We start from the raw sequence: 18,470 nt of genomic DNA, 5'->3' as shown, positions 1-18,470 counted from the left end.
TAAGGGGTTTTAGATTGTCTTTTAATTTCAATGCTTTTCATATATAATAAGCATTAGACAAAAAATGATGAGAAGGTGATGGAATGATAAGCAATGTAAGAAGAATAAATCTGGAAACCCCTAAAAACCTCAGGGAGCTTGGGGGCTATATGAGAAAAGACGGAAAAATAACAAAATTTCAGGAGTTTTTAAGAGGCGACTGTATGAGCGGTCTCTTAGATACTGAAATAGACTTTTTAAAATCCTACGGCCTTAAAACCGTTATTGACCTCAGAACGGATACGGAAGCACTAAGAGAGCCCAATTCCTTTAAAAACGTAAAAGACGTAAACTTTATTGAAATTCCTCTTTTTGAAAATAATACTCCCTTTATAAGCGACGATTTTTCTTTGGGAGATTTATATATGTATATCATGGATAATAGCCTTAACTTCGGAACCCTGTTTAATTACATGGCAGATAACAGCGAAGGCACCATTCTCTACCACTGTACCGCAGGAAAAGACAGAACAGGAATCGTTACCTGCCTTTTATATATGCTTGCGGATATAGACCGCTGTGACATCGTTGCCGATTATGAGGTTTCATTTACTTATTTTAAGCAGGCCCTTGCAAAAGAGCTTGAAATCAATCCGGATATGCCCCTGCATTTTGCTCACAGCAAATCCCAGTGGATGGAAGCCTTTATCAACAGAATATTAAAAGAATACGGTTCTGCGGAAAACTTCCTTAGCGAAAAAGGCGTAAGCGAAAAAAATATAGAAATCCTTAAAAACAAGATCATATAGTATTGGAGCATTCTATTAATGGATTCACAGAAAATATTGAAATTTGTAATAGACTCGGGAGCCGTTATGCTTCAAAACGGCGCAGAAACAACGAGAGTTGAAGATACGATGATAAGGCTTTTAAAAATATACGCATTTAAAGAAAATGACGTATTTGCAACGCCTACAGGCATATTCGGCTCTATTGTAGACGATAACGGCAATATTATAACCATGGTAAGAAGGATAAACACCCGAACCATAAATCTTGAGAAGGTAGCCCTTATAAATAATCTTTCGAGAAATCTCGTATCGGAGCAAATCAGCATAGACGCGGCTATTATACAGCTTAATCTTATAAGCAACAAGCCTTCTTACAAGAATTTATATAAATACTTTGCTTCCGGTATTTCCAGCGGCTGTTTCGCTTTTATATTCGGCGGAAGCTTTTTCGATGCCCTAAATGCTTTTATTACCGGCTTTTTGCTTTATGTATTTTTAATATTTCTTGAAAAACACAGTGTCATAGGCCCTGTTACAAACATTATGGGAGGCGCCTTCGTAAGCATGGCAGCTGTTATAATCAATCACATGGGCCTTGGAGATAGTACAGATATGTCCATCATAGGCTCAATTATGCCTCTTGTTCCCGGGGTAGCCTTTACAAATGCCGTAAGGGATATTATCTTCGGGGAATATATCTCCGGAACCACCCGCATGATTGACGCTGTGCTCGTTGCCGTATGCGTTGCCACAGGGGTCGGTATCGGCTTAGGTATTATATTTTATGCGATTGGAGCGCTTTCCCTATGGTCTTAAGAATATTGCTTACTTTTGTCGCAAGCCTTACATTTTCATTATTATTCGGTGTTCCTAAAAAAGAGCTCATATGCTGCGGGCTCTGCGGCGCAATCGGGTGGCTTATCTATGAACTTTTAAGCCCCGGGGCATCTTCAAATGTAATGCCCATCTTTTCGGCTTCAATTGCCGCCACAACCGCAAGCAGATTCTTTTCTTTCAAAAGGAAAAATCCCATTACTTTATATCTTATTGCAGGAATCATCCCTCTTGTCCCGGGGGTTGCCATATATTACACCATGTATAATATTTTAACCGGAAATTCTGTCCTTGCAGCCAGCTACGGCATTGATACTGTTCGCACGGCAGGGGTTATATCCTTAGGCATTGTAATCGTTCTGGCCCTGCCCTATCAGATATTCAAAATGGATTTCAGAAATAAAGCATAATTTCAGACTTTTCCCTTTAAAATACGAATAATCTTGTATAGTGGGTTTATTTTATTGTTTAAGTAAATCTACATATTCATATTATATATTTATAAAGCTTTAATTTGCACGGTATGCCGGGGAGGCACCCATAATAAAAAACGGCGCATATCGATGGGGACGCCACCCATAACAAAAAACAGATATTTAAAGAGGAGGGCTTTATGAATAAAGAGATCCTTGTAGTAGATAAGCTGGGCAACAGCCTAGCCCCTACTTATTTGAAAAGAGCCCGCCAGCTTGTGAAATCAGGCAGGGCGGCTTGGAGTGATTATAACACGATTTGCATATTTGACGAGGAAAAGGAGCGTAATCCTATGGAAGATAATAATACGAACGGCCCTAGGGCTTATGAGGTTGCAGAGCCCTATGAAGATACATCAACTTTATCCGATGAAGCTCTTTATAAAAGAGCACAAAAAATAGTAAGAGCACGAAGAGCTTTTATCAATCACCTGGTAGCTTATGTTATCATAAACCTTATGCTGATGATAATGTCCTTTGCAGACGGTGAAATGTGGTTTTTATTTGTAGCTCTTCCCTGGGGAATCGGCCTCATAAGCCACTTTCTCGACTATAAATATAAATGTGACCCCAGTGCTGTTGAAAAAGAATTTCAAAAGCAGAAGGAATATATGAGAAGAAGCAAAATGTAGCATTCGCCGTTCTATAGTAAATTTCAAATGAAACAGTAATAAAAATCGTATATTTTATACTTAGTGAACCTGGAAACACTTATAGGGAAACTGTTAAAGTGTTTTCAGGCGAACGCCCCTCATAGCCAACAAAGATATTTTAATCTTTGTTGGCTATGAATAGATTAAACATAGGGCTTTTATATGTTTAATCCGTTTATGAAAAATAGATTTTTATTACATCCTTCAGTGAAATTTACTATAATTGAATATTTAAAATACTCCCATGGATATGGGAGTATTTTTTTGTTCTAAATGCTTTGTCCCTTTGAATAAGCTCATATAGGACTTTTTTCAAAAGGGGTTTTGTTATGGCTAAAAAAGGCATCATTAAATCGGCTGCCATACTGACGGCGTCGGGAATAATCAACCGTATATTGGGGTTTGTTTACAGAATATATATGTCAAATGTAATCGGCGCAGAAGGAATGGGTCTCTATCAGCTTATTATGCCCATATACTCTCTGGCATGGAGCATATCCTGTTCAGGCTTTACGACAACCTTGTCTAAGCTTATTTCAGCTGAGCAGGCTAAAGGCGAATATGGAAATATGGGCCGTATTTTAAAGCAGTCTCTTGTAATAACCTCAGGCCTTGGCCTTTTATTATCAGTGCTTCTTTTCTTTAACGCAGAATTTGCAGCAGCAAATTTTGTAAAGGACGAAAGGCTTATTCTTTCCCTGAAGATACTCTCTCTTTCTTTTCCTTTTATGGCTGCCGGCTCCTGTATCAGAGGATATTTCTACGGTTTGCAGGAAACCACCGTTCCTGCCGTAAGCCAAGTTTTTGAACAGCTCGTGAGAATGGCTGCGATTTTTGCCCTGTCTCATAAGCTTATTCCCATGGGGCTTGAGTTTGCCTGCGCCGCCGCCGTTATCGGCATATTTCTCGGGGAATTTTTCTCATTTTTAATGATTATCTTTTCCTATAAATATTTTAAAGCGAAAAATTCTTTTAATAAAAAACCTTCCTATACGACCTTTGATTCTTTTATCCTTATTTTTTCCATGTCTCTTCCTCTTACTTTAAATAGGGTAAGCGGCTCTTTGCTTTTAAGCATAGAAAATATGATGCTTCCGCAAAGGCTTCAGCTTTCCGGCTTAACAGGCTCTCAAGCCATGGAAGAATTCGGAAAAATATCGGGAATGGCAATGCCTCTTATTATGTTTCCCTCGGCAATCCTTGTGTCCCTTGCCATATCTTTGGTACCGGCAATTTCCGAGGCATTGGCTGTAAACAATATGAAAAGAATTAATTTTACAGTTTCTAAAGTGCTTCTTTTTACAAATATCATAGGGATATGTGCCGCCGGCTTTTTTATACTTTATTCGGGAAACCTGGGCAGTATCATATATAATGAAGATATTGCTGAAATACTCATTTACCTTGGCATTATGTGTCCTTTTACCTATATGAATACCACCTTTTCGGGAATCTTAAACGGCTTCGGCGAACAGGTTTTTATATTTAAAAACTCTCTATTGTCTTCTGCCATATCCATATTTTTCGTATGGACCTCCGTTCCCATTATAGGAATAAAAGGCTATATACTGGGGTCCTTTGTAGCATTATGCGTTGTATGTTCCTTAAGCATATTTAAAATAAGAAAAGTATCCCATATGTCCATAGATTTTGGCAATTGGTTTTTAAAGCCTTCTCTTGCCATAACGGCTGCATGCCTTACGGTAAACCTTTTTAAGGACCTTCTTTTCTTCTATCTTGGCGATGTTTTGGGTCTTCTAGCCGGCACATTAATTTTAGGCCTCATATATATTATTGCAGTAGTTTCTATAGGCACTATATCAAGAAATGATATGAAAATACTTTTTAAAAGGTAAATTATACAAAAAGCCGCAGGCGATATCTCCTGCGGCTTTCATCTATTTAATCCCATTTAAGCCTATGCAAATTGCCTTCAAAAAGTAAAGATTTAAAATTCTGCTGTCTTAAAGCTTCATATAAAACGATGGCAACAGAGGTAGAAAGATTAAGGGATCTGTATTTTTCGTCCATGGGAATCCTTATGGATGTATCGGGATATTTTACAAGGATTTCCTCCGGGATTCCTGCGCTTTCCTTGCCAAACATAATGTATGAATCATACTCATACTGTACTTCCGTATAGATATGCCTTGCTTTTGTGGTTGCCATATAAATTTTAGGATAATTGTTTTTTTCAAGAAAATCTTCAAAATTTTCATAATAACTTACATTAAGGTCCTGCCAGTAATCAAGGCCGGAACGTTTCAAATGCTTATCGTCTACGCTGAAGCCAAGGGGCTTTATCAGGTGAAGCTTTGTATTGGAAGAAACGCAGGTACGCCCTATATTTCCGGTGTTAAAGGGTATTTCAGGCTCAAGAAGCACGATATTCATAAATATACACCATCTTTTTTAGTTTTTACTTTTTTCAGTATATATGCTATCATAAGTAACCGGCGAATACAATTTTAATTATTATATAGCCATATTATTTATAGGGTAAAATTGCCTTATGGTTAAGTTTAATTTTTATAAAATTAATCGTTTTACATATAGGTATAATTCATTCAGCCAAATTTTTTTAAATTTAAAGTATTTATTGACTTTTGCTAAGAAATATATTATTATATAATAATAGTTATCCTGTATTCACCAGAGTTATCGAATAGGAGTGTTAATATGATTAATGTTGCTGAAAAGCTGAAGGAGAAGCATCTGAAAGTCACTCCCCAAAGACTTGCCATTTATAACATGCTTCTTAATACCCACGAACATCCAAGTGTTGAAACCATCTATAAATCCTTGGAAGAAAGTCACCCTGCTATGAGCCTTGCCACAGTTTATAAAACCCTTGACACCTTTAAGAAAAAGGGCCTCGTTCAGGAACTTAATGTCGGCGAAGACAGCTTCCGTTATGATGCAACATGCGAATTTCATCCTCATTTTATATGTGAAAAATGTCATACTGTTGTTGATCTTCAATCCGTAGAGGAATTGGGGCCTATTATTGAATCTTTAAACGAAAAAAATAATTTTCTCATTAAAAGAGAGCAAATGTATTTTTACGGTATCTGCAGTGACTGCCTTAATAAATAAAACCATGTGCTTAAAGCTGCTGCCTAGGGAATATTAATCCAAAAGCATTTGAAAGAAATTTGAGTCTAGACAATTTCTTTTCAATACCTTTTGAGTTATATTGCCTAAGTAGCAGCTTTTTTCTAATTAGAGCAAAGAGTTTTTTAATTATTCAGATTTGCCTTGCAACAGAAACTTTATTCGATTTTTAAAATTAAGCTATATTAAACGAACTTGAAAAATTACATAAGTGTAGGCTTAAAAATAATTTTTCGAGTAAGAGCCTCCTCATAGTTAACAAACAAATATTCGTCTTTGTTAACTATAGTAAATTTCAAATTAAACAGTAATAAAAATCGTATGTTTTATGCTTAGTGAACCTGGAAACACTTACAGGGAAACTGTTAAAGTGTTTTCAGGCGAACGCCCTCTTATAGCCAACAAAAATATTTTAATCTTTGTTGGCTATGAATGGCTTAAACATAGGGCTTTTATATGTTTAAGCCGTTTATGAAAAATAGATTTTTATTACATCCTTCTGTGAAATTTACTATATAAAAGCCGCCTGAACAAATATCAAAAATTTTCAACCTGTATAGCCCTTTTATTAATCTCAATAAATATTTTCCTATGAGCTTGTCACGTTTTTCTTCATTAATTAATATACTGTACTAAGCTTATTAATGAAAGGGGAATTGTATATGTGGCCAATTTTTATACGCCCCGGCGGCTATTGGTTTAATCCACCTGTGTTTATAAGGCCGGGAAGACCCGGCTGGCATGGAAGGCCTTGGCCTGGCTGGCACGGCAGACCCGGCAGACCTTGGCCCGGAAGACCCGGCTGTTTCGGTTGGAACTGCGGTCCATGGCGTTAATCTCTGCCCCGTAATGTAATATTATATTTTTCAGAATAAATAAAACCTCCTTAATTATATATATACTTAATATAGCAATTAACTGTAAGGGCTGTCTGTTAAATATAGTAACATAAATTTTTCCACGGTATTATCTCTTACATGTTTATTGCTATGAAAAGAGCTTTGACCTTTTAGGTCAAAGCTCTTTTTTAATTAAAATATATAGTGAACAAAGAATGTATCAATTAGAATCAAAGCAGCTAATATATAGACATAAACAGAAAAATATCTTAATTTTTTCTTCCTTATTAATTCAAGCATAAACCGTATGGCGATATAGCCTGAAATCATAGCCGCAAAAAAGCCTGCTATGGCCGGAACCACATAAAAATTATCTAAATTTAGCTCACCCTTGAAGAATTTCAGTATTTGCAAGGCTGTTGCTCCTAAAATAGCAGGTATGGACATTAAAAATGAGAAGGAAGCTGCCGTTTTCTTATCGAACCCACGGAAAATAGACCCTGTGATAGTGCTTCCTGAACGGGATATTCCGGGCATTATTGCAATGGCCTGTACACAGCCTACAATAAGTGCATCAGAATATGTAATGTCTTTTTCTGATTTTCTGCCGTCCTTTTTCTTATCTGAAATGGTAAGAAGAATCCCTGTTATAATGAAGCCTATAGCAAGATACGGCCCCCCCGCAAAAAGCATATCTATAAAATCGCCAAAAAAAATGGTAACCGCAACCGCAGGCAATGTGGCAATAATAAGAAGAAAAGTCATCTTCTGGAACGGATTTTTAATGAGGCTGATAATATCGTCTCTAAAAACTACAAGAACCGGAATAAGGGTTCCCAAATGAAGGAAAATATCAAAAGCCATGAGCTCTCCTTCAATTCCGAAAATATTCTGAGTAAGCAAAAGGTGTCCTGAGCTGGATATTGGCAAAAATTCTGAAAGCCCCTGAATAATACCCAAAATAATTCCTTGTATTACTGTCATATATTCACTCTCCCTATTAAATTTTGTATTTTAAAATATTTAGCTCCGATTTTTAAATGCTTTATTGCTTAAAATTTTATTAGTTGATTTGATTTTTTCCAGTTATTTTATTTTCTGTAAATTTAAACCGTCCTGATATGTAAATACGTGCTTTTATAGAAATAGACTGCTATTTATAAAAAATAAAATAAGCCTTTATTTTGTTAAATTAAAGCAAATATATAATTAACTTGATTTTTTACTCTACTGCCACTATAATTATGTTTTATAATTATTTTTATTTAAGATGCTAAATATATATGCATATATTAAGCATGATCATTACCTGCGGGTCCTATTCCGGTTGGCCCGATTCTAACAGGTGAATTATTCCAAACCAGCCGGATCGACTTCTAATAATACAAAATCCCACACTTTATTTCAATAGCTTAGCCAATACTTTCATTAATTATTAATATATGACCGGTAGGTTTAAAATATTGTAGAGCAGGTTTAAACTATATTTAGATGCTGAATAAATTTTCTCTATCTTTTTCCTACTATTTGATATACAACTTATATATAATAAAGAAGAAAATCAGGCAAACTATTTTTATTATTTATTATTTTAAATTTGAAAGGAACAAACTATTTGATGAACACAAAAAAATTTCAAGAAATGAACCTGTCTTTATCCGTTTTAAAAGCCATTGAGGATTTAGGCTATGAAGAAGCAACCCCTATTCAAAGCCAATCCATCGACCTTATTATGAAAGGCCGAGACGTTTTAGGCCAATCTCAGACAGGTACGGGCAAAACCGCAGCTTTCGGAATTCCCTGTGTAGAATTAACAGACCCTGATGACAGAAGGCTGCAATCTTTAGTACTCTGCCCTACTCGTGAGCTTGCTATACAGGTAAGCGAAGAAATAAGGAAGCTTCTTAAATATAAAGATAATGTACGAGTTCTTCCTATATACGGCGGCCAGCCTATAGACAGGCAGATTACTGCCCTTAAAAAAGGCGCTCAAATCGTCATAGGAACCCCTGGGCGCGTTATGGACCATATGAGAAGGCATACCCTTAAAATGGATAACGTTAAAATTGTTATTCTTGATGAAGCTGATGAAATGCTCGATATGGGCTTCAGAGAAGATATAGAAACTATTTTAGATAAAATAGACTCTAACCGCCAGACTGTATTATTTTCAGCCACCATGCCAAAAGGCATCTTAGAGCTTACGGGAGAATATCAAAAGGATGCCGTAAAAATAAGCATCGCCCCCAAGGAGCTTACAGTTCCTTCCATATATCAAGGTTATTTTGAAGTAAGAGAGCATAACAAAATGGAAGCCCTTTGCAGAGTCTATGACCTTAATAATCCTGAACTTGCACTTGTTTTCTGCAATACAAAAAAGAAGGTTGACGAGATTGTAGGCATTCTTCAGGGCCGTGGATATTTGGCTGAAGCCCTGCACGGAGATTTAAAGCAGCAGCAAAGAGATATTGTAATGAAGAAATTCAGGAACAGAACCCTTGAAATTCTTGTTGCTACAGACGTTGCCGCAAGAGGAATAGACGTTGATGATATTGATATCGTTTTCAATTACGATCTTCCCCAGGACGAAGAATATTACATTCACAGAATAGGACGAACAGGAAGAGCCGGAAAATCCGGTAAAGCCTTTACCTTTGTCGTAGGCAAGGAAATATATAAGCTTAAAGACATCATGCGCCATACAAACGCTAAAATTTCAAGAGAAAAACTTCCCTCTTCAGGCGATATTGAGCAGGTAAAACATAATGCATTTATTGAAGAGATAAAAAATACACTTTATAAAGGCCAGCTTACAAAATATATCAATTTGGCCGAAACAATTATATCGGAAAATGATATCACTGCAATGGATTTAGCGTCAGCCCTTTTAAAAATGAGTCTTTTTGAAGAAGTAAAGGAAGAATATTCGGATTTTGATGTTGAGTATTCCTATGAAAAGGAAAGCGAGAGGTTTAAGAGCCCAAAACAAAAAACCGATAAATCCGGTAAGAAGCTTACGGATAAAAACATGGTAAGAATTTTCATAAACATAGGAAAATCAGACGGTGTAAGGGCTAAAGACATCGTCGGAGCCTTGGCAAATGAAGGCGGCCTTTCAGGAAAATCCATAGGTAATGTAGATATATACAATGATTTCACCTTTGTTGACATCCCCAAAAAGGAAGCGCACGATACGATAAAGCGTATGAAAAGTACAAGAATTAAGAATAAGAAAGTTAATTTGGAGATTGCCAAAAAAAAGTAAAAATACATTTTCACCAAATTTTTGTAACTAAAATTTAATAATTTCCATTTTTTGATTTTATTATATATTTATATATATTGTATATTTATGCCCCTTTCCCAGGTATCCCTTTAGTGGAATTGTAAAAGTATACTGAAATGCATTTTTATTGATAATGCACATTAATATTAAATTCCGCATCTTTTGTTGATTTATTTGTGGTATTAGAGTATAATTCAATATATTTAAAATACCCAATATGTTGACGAACAGGTCCAAGATGTAAGTTTTTACATGTTTTACCACGGTTTTTAAAAAACCGGTAAAAATAAATAATCATACGAGGTGAATTTATGAAGAAAAGTAAAATCAATATTTTTGCTTTAGCTTTAGCGGGAGCTCTTGTAGTTGGCTCCTTAGCAGGATGTGGTAGCAAAGCTGCTGAAACTCCTGCCGAGAGCCAAAAGCCTGCAGAAAGCGGCGCTCCAGCAGCTGAAAGCAGCAAACCGGAAGAAAGCAAGACTCCAGCAGCAGCTCCTGCAAAAGATTCCATCATAATCGCTACTGAAAACGAAACTCCTTCTTTAACAGTTGAAGGACACAACGCAGTTGCAGGCGATTACATGAACCGTCTTACACATAACGGTTTGATGAAGACAGGCATGGACCTTGAACCAGAACTTGATTTAGCTGAATCCATCGAAGCCGATGCAAACGATCCGCTTATATGGCACGTTAAATTAAGAGAAGGCGTTAAATTCCATGACGGCACCGAAATGAAAGCTGAAGACGTTAAAGCTTCTCTTGACCAGGCTCGTGTAGCTCCACAGGTTGCTCAGTACACAAAGACAGTTACAGAAGTTACCATAGTTGACGACTATAACATCGATCTTCATACTGCTACACCATCAGCTACGCTTCTTTCAGACCTTACTCACCACGGTAACTACATCTATCCAAAGGCTTTAATCGACTCCGGTAACGATTTCAACGCTAATCCTATCGGAACTGGTCCTTACAAGTTTAAGGAATGGGTATTCGGCGACAAGCTTGTATTCGAAGCTTTCGATGAATATTTCAACCAGGACGAAAAAGCTGCTATCAAGAATATGACATGGCAAGTAATTCCTGAAGGTTCTTCAAGATCTATCGCTCTTGAAACCGGCGACGCTGACTTCGTAGTTGAAGTTGCTACAACAGACCTTCCGAGACTTGAAGCAAACCCTGACATCACAGTATTAATGGTTCCAGGAACTTCTCATAACTTCCTTATGATCAACAATGAAAGAGCTCCTTTCGACAACCAGCTTTTCAGAAAAGCTCTTGACAGCGCTATTGATAAAGAATCCGTTGTTATGGGTGCTTTAGACGGTCTTGCTGATCCAGTTTACACTCAGGTTCCTATGGGCTTCAAAGGAACATCTGAAGAAAACATTAATTCTTATGATGTTGAAAAAGCAAAACAATACTTAGCAGAATCAGGTATTGATCCTGCAAGCGTATCCTTCTCAGTAATCTGTTCAAACGACCAGAAAGCTCGTTGTGCGGAAATTATCCAGGCTAACCTTCTTGAAATCGGAATTAAGATGGATATTGAACGTATGGACCTTGCTACTTACCTTGACGTTACTGCAAAAGGCGATTATGATGCATCTATCGGCAGATACACTTCAAGTACATTGCTTGCTTATTTAAACGGTGTTTTCCACTCAAAATCAATCAATGCATCTAACAAAACACGTACAAACATTCCTGAGGTTGACGCTTTAATCGATAAGGCTTCCGCAACAATAGATGAGGCAGAAAGAATAGGATATCTTGAAGAAGTTACTTCATTACTTAATGATAATACTCCTCAGATTCCTGTTTACCAGGATACAGTTAAGAGAGCATACAATGCGAAACTTGGCGGCGTAGAAGTTAGCGCTTCCGGTACATTGTTCTTCAACAAAGTTTTCTGGACTGAATAATTTTATGTTTTAAAAAGCCACTATATTCATTTTGCCTGCCCAGTTCTTTTGATCTGGGCAGGAAGTGGCTTAATTTTTTGAGATTTTATAATAAAGTATTTTTATGCAGTTTGCTTTTATATTTATTAACAGTTTTATCCATTAATGCCTTATGTTTTAAAGCTCTGATTTTAAAAGTAATTTTTAGCATTATAGTGACAGTGGATTAAGTCTTAAAATCTATGGGTATTTTACCGGAAAAATGAAATTCGGCGCTTATGCAAAGAAATGTTTTTTACGGCAAAATATGCTAGCGTTTTAAGCTTTAATACATCCGTTATCAGCCAATAATCTTTTTACTTATTACCTGCAAAAGGTAATGAAGGAGGAAACATGTGGAAATATATTCTTAAAAGATTGCTAACACTTATTCCGGTTATTATCGGCGTTACCATGATAGTTTATCTGATATTAAACTTAGCTCCTGGCGACCCTGCGAAAACAATCCTCGGTGACCAGGCTACCCCTGAAGCTATAGAGCAGCTTCGTGAAGAAATGGGCTTAAATGACCCTGTTTTCGTTCAATACGGCAGATACATGCTTAAGCTTGCTCAGTTTGACATGGGAAATGGATATAAAAATGGCGTTCCTGTTATTCAGGAGGTTAGTGCCAGATTCCCAAATACAATTAAGCTTGCTATTACAGCGAGCCTTATAACCATCGTTCTTGCTATACCACTTGGTATATTTGCTGCGATTAAACAGAACACTTTATTCGACGGCATCAGTATGGTAATTGCCCTTATCGGCGTTTCCATGCCTATTTTCTGGGTTGGTTTGCTTTTGATCTTACTCTTCTCCTTAAAATTAGGCTGGTTCCCTGCCGCAGGTGCCCAAGGCTGGAAGTCTCTCGTTCTTCCATCCATAGCCCTCGGATTTATGCATATGGCTACAATTGCACGTACTACCCGTTCTTCCATGCTTGAAGTTATCAGGCAGGACTACATAAGAACAGCAAGGTCAAAAGGCCTTTCAAACATGGTTGTTATACGTAAACATGCGCTTAAAAACGCCATGATACCTACCGTTACAATGATAGGTCTTCAGATGGGCGGTATGTTAAGCGGTTCCGTTCTTACAGAATCTGTTTTTGCTTGGCCAGGAATTGGCAGGCTTATGATACAGAGTATAAATGCTAGAGATACACCGATCGTTTTAGGCTGCATTATCCTCTTTACATTGAGCTTCTCTATAATAAATCTTATAGTCGACCTGCTTTACGGATTTATCGATCCACGTATCAGGTCACAATATTCTTAGAAAAGGAGGAGCTTTATAATGAGCGATAACACTAAAAAAGTGGATGTAATTGAAAAGAAATACAAGAAAAAAAGCCAAATGGGTGAAATTTGGCACAGACTCAAAAAAAATAAAACTGCAATTTTAGGACTTATAGTATTTCTGCTTCTTATATTAATGGCACTTCTTGCTCCTGTGCTTTATGATTATGATACACAGGTTATAAAGCAGAACATACCTACTAGACTTATGCCTCCCAATGCTGCGCATCCTTTTGGAACAGATGAAATGGGTAGAGATATAATGGCAAGGGTTGTATACGGCTCAAGAATGTCTCTTTTCATTGGATTTGCCGCAGTTTCCGTATCTCTTTTAGTAGGCGGTTTCTTAGGCGCTATTTCAGGATATTACGGAGGTACTCTGGATAACGTTATCATGAGGTTTATGGATATTTTGCTTGCTATCCCTGGAACCCTTCTTGCAATTACCATAGTTGCAGCCTTGGGACCCAGTATCTTTAACCTTATTATAGCCCTTTCAGTTTCATATATCCCGAACTTTGCGAGAGTTGTAAGAGGACCTGTTCTTACCGTAAGGGATGTTGAGTTTGTTGAAGCTGCTAAAGCAATAGGCGCAAAAACAAGAACTATTATATTCAGCCACGTTCTGCCAAACAGTATGGCTCCTGTAATCGTTCAGACAACTTTAAATGTTGCTTCGGTTATTTTAACAATTGCCGGATTAAGTTTCTTAGGCCTTGGTATTCAGCCTCCTATGCCTGAGTGGGGCGCTATGCTTTCAAGCGGCAGAACTTATATCCGTGACCAAAGTTATATGACATTATTCCCTGGTCTTGCAATAATGCTGACAATCCTCTCTCTGAACCTTTTAGGCGACGGTCTGAGAGACGCATTAGACCCAAGACTCAAATAGGTCTTAAACTACCTTTGTTAAAATAAAGCACCTGGATTGATACAAAATTTATCCAAGGTTAGATAGGAGCATAAAAATGAGTGATATTTCTAAAAATAAGAAAGAAATGGCTTTAGAAATAAATAACCTTGTTGTTGAGTATAGAACCGATGACGGCATCGTGCATGCCCTTAATAGTTTCGATCTCAACATTGAAAAAGGTAAAACTCTCGGGCTTGTTGGTGAGACCGGCGCCGGTAAAACTACTGCCGGTCTATCTGTTCTCCGTCTTGTTCCAAACCCTCCTGGGGTTATTGTGGACGGAACCATTAAGCTTAATGGAGAGAATATATTTGATAAAACTGAAAAAGAAATGGAATCCATCAGAGGTAATGTAGTATCCATGATTTTCCAGGATCCTATGACCTCTTTGAATCCTATTTTAAGAGTTGAGGAACAGATTGCAGAGGTTATCGCCCACCACGAAAAGGTAAGCAATGAAGAATCTCTTAAAAAAGCAAGAGAAATGCTTGAACTCGTTGGTATCCCCGCAGAACGCGGAAGCGAATATCCTCACCAGTTCTCCGGCGGCATGAAGCAGCGCGTTGTTATAGCTATAGCCCTCGCCTGCAGCCCTCAGGTTCTGATTGCCGATGAGCCTACAACGGCTCTTGACGTTACGATTCAGGCACAGGTTCTTGAGATGATGAAAAATCTTAGAGAAAAATATCATACCTCCATGTTAATGATTACCCACGACTTGGGTATTGTAGCTGAAATCTGCGACGCAGTTTCTGTTATTTATGCAGGACGTATTGTTGAGCATGGATCACTTGAAGATATTTTTGAAAATACAAAGCATCCTTATACAGAAGGTTTGTTTAACTCTCTTCCAAACCTTGAAGACAGAAAAGCTAAACTGAAGCCAATCAAAGGCCTTATGCCTGACCCAAGTAACCTGCCCTCAGGATGTCCATTCCATCCGAGGTGCGATTACGCAATGGATATTTGTTCAAAAGAGATGCCCGGCAAGATATTCCGCAACGATGTACATTACGTAGCCTGTCATCTTTATAACGAAAATAACATTAAAGAGGGTAAGGTGATTAACAGATGAGCGAAGCAAACAAAAAATTACTTGAGGTAAAAAACCTCAAGAAATATTTCAAGACTAAAAGAGGTATGCTTCACGCTGTAGATGATGTTACCTTTACAATCGAAAAAGGAAGGACCCTCGGCGTCGTTGGAGAATCCGGCTGCGGAAAATCTACAACGGGACGAGCTATCCTTCGTTTACTTGAGCCTACAGGCGGCGAGGTTCTTTTTGAGGGAGAAAATATATTAAACTATAACGATGAGAAAATGCGTCTTAAACGTAAAGATATGCAAATCATTTTCCAGGACCCATTCTCATCTTTAAACCCAAGAAAGACAGTAAGCCAGACAATCGCCGAGCCTCTTAAGCTTAACAATATCGAACCTGATAAGACAAAGAGACTTGAAAAGGTTTTAGAGATTATGGAAATCGTTGGTCTTGCAGAGAGACTTGTAAATTCCTATCCTCATGAGCTTGACGGCGGAAGGCGCCAGCGTATCGGTATCGCCAGAGCCCTTGCTTTAAACCCTAAATTCATCGTTTGCGATGAGCCTGTATCCGCTCTTGACGTTTCTATTCAGGCACAGATACTGAACCTTATGAAAGACCTTCAGGAAAAAATGGGGCTTACATATATGTTTATTACCCATGACCTTTCCGTTGTAAATCATTTCTCAGATGATATTGCTGTTATGTATCTTGGTAAGCTTATAGAGAAGGCACCTTCTGAAGCGTTATTTGCGAATCCTACGCATCCATACACTCAGGCTCTTCTTTCAGCTATACCGGTACCCGATATTCGTCATAAGAGCAACCGAATCATACTGAAAGGCGAAATTACATCTCCTATAGAGCCAAAGCCAATCTGCCGCTTTGCAAACCGCTGCAACTACGCAATGGATATTTGCAGAAGCCAGGAGCCTCCTCTTAAGGAAATTGCGCCTAACCACTTTGTGGCTTGCTTCTTAACAGATAAATAGTTATTAATTGGCCTTATTGTTCATATAAAGATAAAATATATCTTAGTTTTCATTCATCTTAAGGAAGAGCAATCCTCCTTAAGATGATAATAGGGCCATTATCTCAATTAATGTTATTTTTATATACTGCTGTATATGAAAATAACTTTTTTTATGCCGAAAATCAGCTGAGAATTTAGGTGTTTACTCCTTCTTTATAAGAAATTTACTACAGTGAAAAAAGATGTAAGCTACCTTCGTGTTTTTGAAGTTCATATAAATCTCTCCATTAGCAAATTCAACAAAATTATTTTAAAATTATTTATATAAGCTCTCTATTTATGGTCATTTAGCCTAATATATTTATTGATTGAGTCTTTTTTAGATGAAAATTGCTGCCTTTTGTCATAAAACTCTATTGATTGCATTTTAACTTTCCTGTATAATTTGATTATCTTAGATTGCTCTAATAGTAAGCTGCTTAAAAATAAACATTGGGGAATATAGATTATAAACCTTTTTAATGTCCTATATTTCAACTATTTATTTATTAAGTTCTCTACTATATCTCTACAACCGGCAATCAGCATTCCCTTCTTCTTTCATCAAGGGAAGCAATTTAATCTAAGGAGTGAATTTATGAAAAGAGGTAAAATCAAGGTTTTAGCTTTACTGTTAGCTGCTCTTATGGTATCCGGCTCTTTTTATGGCTGCAGCCAAGGGGAAAAAACCGCCGACCCTGCCCCATCGTCTGACGCTAAGCCTTCTGAAACAGGCAGTGCTTCAGCAAATGAAAAGCCCCCGGCAACTTCTCCATCAAGAGATTCCATTGTTATCGCCACTGAAAATGAAACTCCGTCTTTAACCGTAGAAGGCCATAATGCAACCGCCGGAAGCTATATGAACCTGCTAACCCATAACGGCCTTATGAAAGCAAGAATGGACCTTCAAACGGAACCTGATTTAGCCGAGACCATTGAAAATGACCCCAACGACCCTAATATTTGGAATGTTAAGCTTAAAGAAGGGGTTAAATTCCACGATGGTACGGAATTAACTGCTGATGACGTAAAGGCCTCTTTAGACCTTTCAAGAGAAGCTCCTCAGGTAGCCCAATATACAAAAACAGTAATAAAGGTTGAAGTGATAGATAAGTATAACCTTAAACTTTATACTGCCAAGCCTTCCGCAACCTTGCTTTACGACCTTGCACATCATGGAAATTATATTTACCCTAAAGCACTCATAGATTCAGGAAACGATTTTAATGCAAATCCCGTTGGTACAGGACCTTATAAATTTAAAGAATGGGTATTCGGCGATAAACTTACCTTTGAAGCCTTCGATGATTATTTTGATACGGAAAATAAAGCTCATATCCAAAATATGACTTGGAAAGTTATTCCCGAAGGAGCATCAAGAACAATTGCTCTTGAAACAGGCGACGCCGATTTTATTATTGAAGTTGCCACAACCGATATTCCCCGCCTTGAATCTCTCCCTGAAATAACTGTACTGATGGCTCCCGGAACAGAACACAACTATATGATGATTAATAATGATAAGGCCCCCTTTAACAATGAGCTTTTCAGAAAGGCTTTAGACTGTGCCATTGATAAAGAGGCCCTTGTGGCAGCGGCTCTTGATAATCTCGCAGACCCCGTATATAATCAAACGCCGATAGGATTTATGGGGGAAACAGATGAAAACTTAAATAGCTATGACCTTGAAAAGGCAAAACAGTATTTAAGCGAATCAGGTATCGACCCTGCTACCGTAAGTTTTTCAGTTATATGCTCAAACGATCAGAAAGCAAGATGCGCAGAAGTAATACAGGCAAATTTATTGGAGCTTGGCATAACCATGAATATAGAGCGTATGGATTTAGCAACATATCTTGACGAAACATCCAGAGGAAACTATGAAGCCGCCATAGGAAACTATACTTCAAGCACCATATTGGCATATCTTGAAGGCGTTTTCCATTCAAAATCCATAAACGCTTCCAACCGTTCAAGAACAAATCTGCCTGAAGTCGATGCCTTAATTGACAAGGCTTCTTCAACTATCGATGAAACCGAAAGAGAAGGCTATTTAAAACAAATCAATGCCCTTCTCAACGCAAATACGCCTCAGATACCCCTTTACCAAAACACCGTAAAAAGGGCCTATAATGCAAATTTAGGCGGCGTTGAAGTAAGCCCCTCAGGAACACTTTATTTTAATAGAGTTTTCTGGGCAGAATAAATAGATTAAATTAAATGGTAAAAGGAGCCGGTTAACCGGCTCCTTTTTATTTGAATCAAGGCCTATCCGCAAGCTTTAAAA

The 18,470-nt window shown here is 37.6% G+C and carries 15 protein-coding genes; 13 read left to right on the top strand and 2 right to left on the bottom strand.

Translation table 11 applies throughout. The features are described 5' to 3' along the window. Nucleotides 1–83 precede the first annotated feature (83 nt). The 5 genes from NBX03_RS04690 to NBX03_RS04670 all read left to right on the top strand — a co-directional run bounded on the left by NBX03_RS04690 (nt 84) and on the right by NBX03_RS04670 (nt 4,586). Nucleotides 84–788: a tyrosine-protein phosphatase gene (locus NBX03_RS04690; RefSeq protein ID WP_250229593.1), complete on the top strand. Its 705-nt coding sequence runs from the start codon at nt 84–86 to the stop codon at nt 786–788. 18 nt (nt 789–806) lie between these two features. After that, nucleotides 807–1,586 carry a threonine/serine exporter family protein gene (locus NBX03_RS04685; RefSeq protein WP_250229592.1) on the top strand — a complete coding sequence of 260 codons (780 nt, stop codon included), beginning with the start codon at nt 807–809 and terminating at the stop codon, nt 1,584–1,586. Further along, complete coding sequence (locus NBX03_RS04680; protein WP_250229591.1) at nt 1,577–2,014, top strand: threonine/serine exporter family protein; 438 nt, start codon at nt 1,577–1,579, stop codon at nt 2,012–2,014. Before NBX03_RS04685 ends, NBX03_RS04680 begins: the two co-directional genes overlap by 10 nt. Nucleotides 2,015–2,217: 203 nt before the next feature. Beyond that, a complete protein-coding gene (locus NBX03_RS04675; protein ID WP_250229590.1) occupies nt 2,218–2,709 on the top strand; it encodes a 2TM domain-containing protein in 492 nt (163 codons plus the stop codon). Nucleotides 2,710–3,059: 350 nt separating this feature from the next. Next, the gene (locus NBX03_RS04670; RefSeq protein WP_250229589.1) at nt 3,060–4,586 is read left to right on the top strand and encodes a putative polysaccharide biosynthesis protein; all 1,527 of its coding nucleotides are present in this window, start codon (nt 3,060–3,062) and stop codon (nt 4,584–4,586) included. Nucleotides 4,587–4,632: 46 nt separating this feature from the next. Here NBX03_RS04670 and NBX03_RS04665 read toward each other — a convergent pair whose 3' ends face one another. Beyond that, nucleotides 4,633–5,124: a tRNA (cytidine(34)-2'-O)-methyltransferase gene (locus NBX03_RS04665; RefSeq protein WP_250229588.1), complete on the bottom strand. Its 492-nt coding sequence runs from the start codon at nt 5,122–5,124 to the stop codon at nt 4,633–4,635. A 285-nt stretch (nt 5,125–5,409) separates the two neighbouring features. Between NBX03_RS04665 and NBX03_RS04660 the strand changes: the two genes are divergently transcribed. Beyond that, complete coding sequence (locus tag NBX03_RS04660; RefSeq protein WP_250229587.1) at nt 5,410–5,826, top strand: Fur family transcriptional regulator; 417 nt, start codon at nt 5,410–5,412, stop codon at nt 5,824–5,826. 1,049 nt (nt 5,827–6,875) lie between these two features. Here NBX03_RS04660 and NBX03_RS04655 read toward each other — a convergent pair. Further along, nucleotides 6,876–7,667, bottom strand: a complete 792-nt coding sequence (locus NBX03_RS04655) for an undecaprenyl-diphosphate phosphatase (protein WP_250229586.1) — start codon at nt 7,665–7,667, stop codon at nt 6,876–6,878. Between the two features lie 634 nt (nt 7,668–8,301). On the opposite strand from NBX03_RS04655, the gene NBX03_RS04650 reads away from it, so the two are divergent. From NBX03_RS04650 to NBX03_RS04620, 7 genes are all read left to right on the top strand, one after another. Beyond that, nucleotides 8,302–9,948: a DEAD/DEAH box helicase gene (locus NBX03_RS04650; protein WP_250230223.1), complete on the top strand. Its 1,647-nt coding sequence runs from the start codon at nt 8,302–8,304 to the stop codon at nt 9,946–9,948. A gap of 332 nt (nt 9,949–10,280) precedes the next feature. Further along, nucleotides 10,281–11,897, top strand: a complete 1,617-nt coding sequence (locus tag NBX03_RS04645) for an ABC transporter substrate-binding protein (RefSeq protein WP_250229585.1) — start codon at nt 10,281–10,283, stop codon at nt 11,895–11,897. A gap of 372 nt (nt 11,898–12,269) precedes the next feature. Then, nucleotides 12,270–13,196 carry a nickel ABC transporter permease gene (nikB, locus tag NBX03_RS04640; protein WP_250229584.1) on the top strand — a complete coding sequence of 309 codons (927 nt, stop codon included), beginning with the start codon at nt 12,270–12,272 and terminating at the stop codon, nt 13,194–13,196. Between the two features lie 18 nt (nt 13,197–13,214). Continuing rightward, entirely contained in the window at nt 13,215–14,108 is an 894-nt protein-coding gene (locus NBX03_RS04635; RefSeq protein ID WP_250229583.1) for an ABC transporter permease, read from the top strand. 76 nt (nt 14,109–14,184) lie between these two features. Continuing rightward, complete coding sequence (locus tag NBX03_RS04630) at nt 14,185–15,204, top strand: ABC transporter ATP-binding protein (RefSeq protein ID WP_250229582.1); 1,020 nt, start codon at nt 14,185–14,187, stop codon at nt 15,202–15,204. After that, nucleotides 15,201–16,163 (top strand): ABC transporter ATP-binding protein, encoded by a 963-nt coding sequence (locus NBX03_RS04625; RefSeq protein ID WP_250229581.1) that lies wholly within the window; start codon nt 15,201–15,203, stop codon nt 16,161–16,163. Before NBX03_RS04630 ends, NBX03_RS04625 begins: the two co-directional genes overlap by 4 nt. 618 nt (nt 16,164–16,781) lie before the next feature. Beyond that, on the top strand, nt 16,782–18,389 hold the full coding sequence (locus tag NBX03_RS04620; protein WP_250229580.1) for an ABC transporter substrate-binding protein: 1,608 nt from the start codon (nt 16,782–16,784) through the stop codon (nt 18,387–18,389). Nucleotides 18,390–18,470 lie beyond the last annotated feature (81 nt).

Origin of the sequence: Anaeropeptidivorans aminofermentans, from assembly GCF_940670685.1 — a bacterium.
GTDB lineage: Bacteria > Bacillota > Clostridia > Lachnospirales > UBA5962 > Anaeropeptidivorans > Anaeropeptidivorans aminofermentans.
The sequence above is the reverse complement of the archived record's forward strand: the minus strand, read 5'-3'. Positions and strand labels throughout refer to the sequence as shown.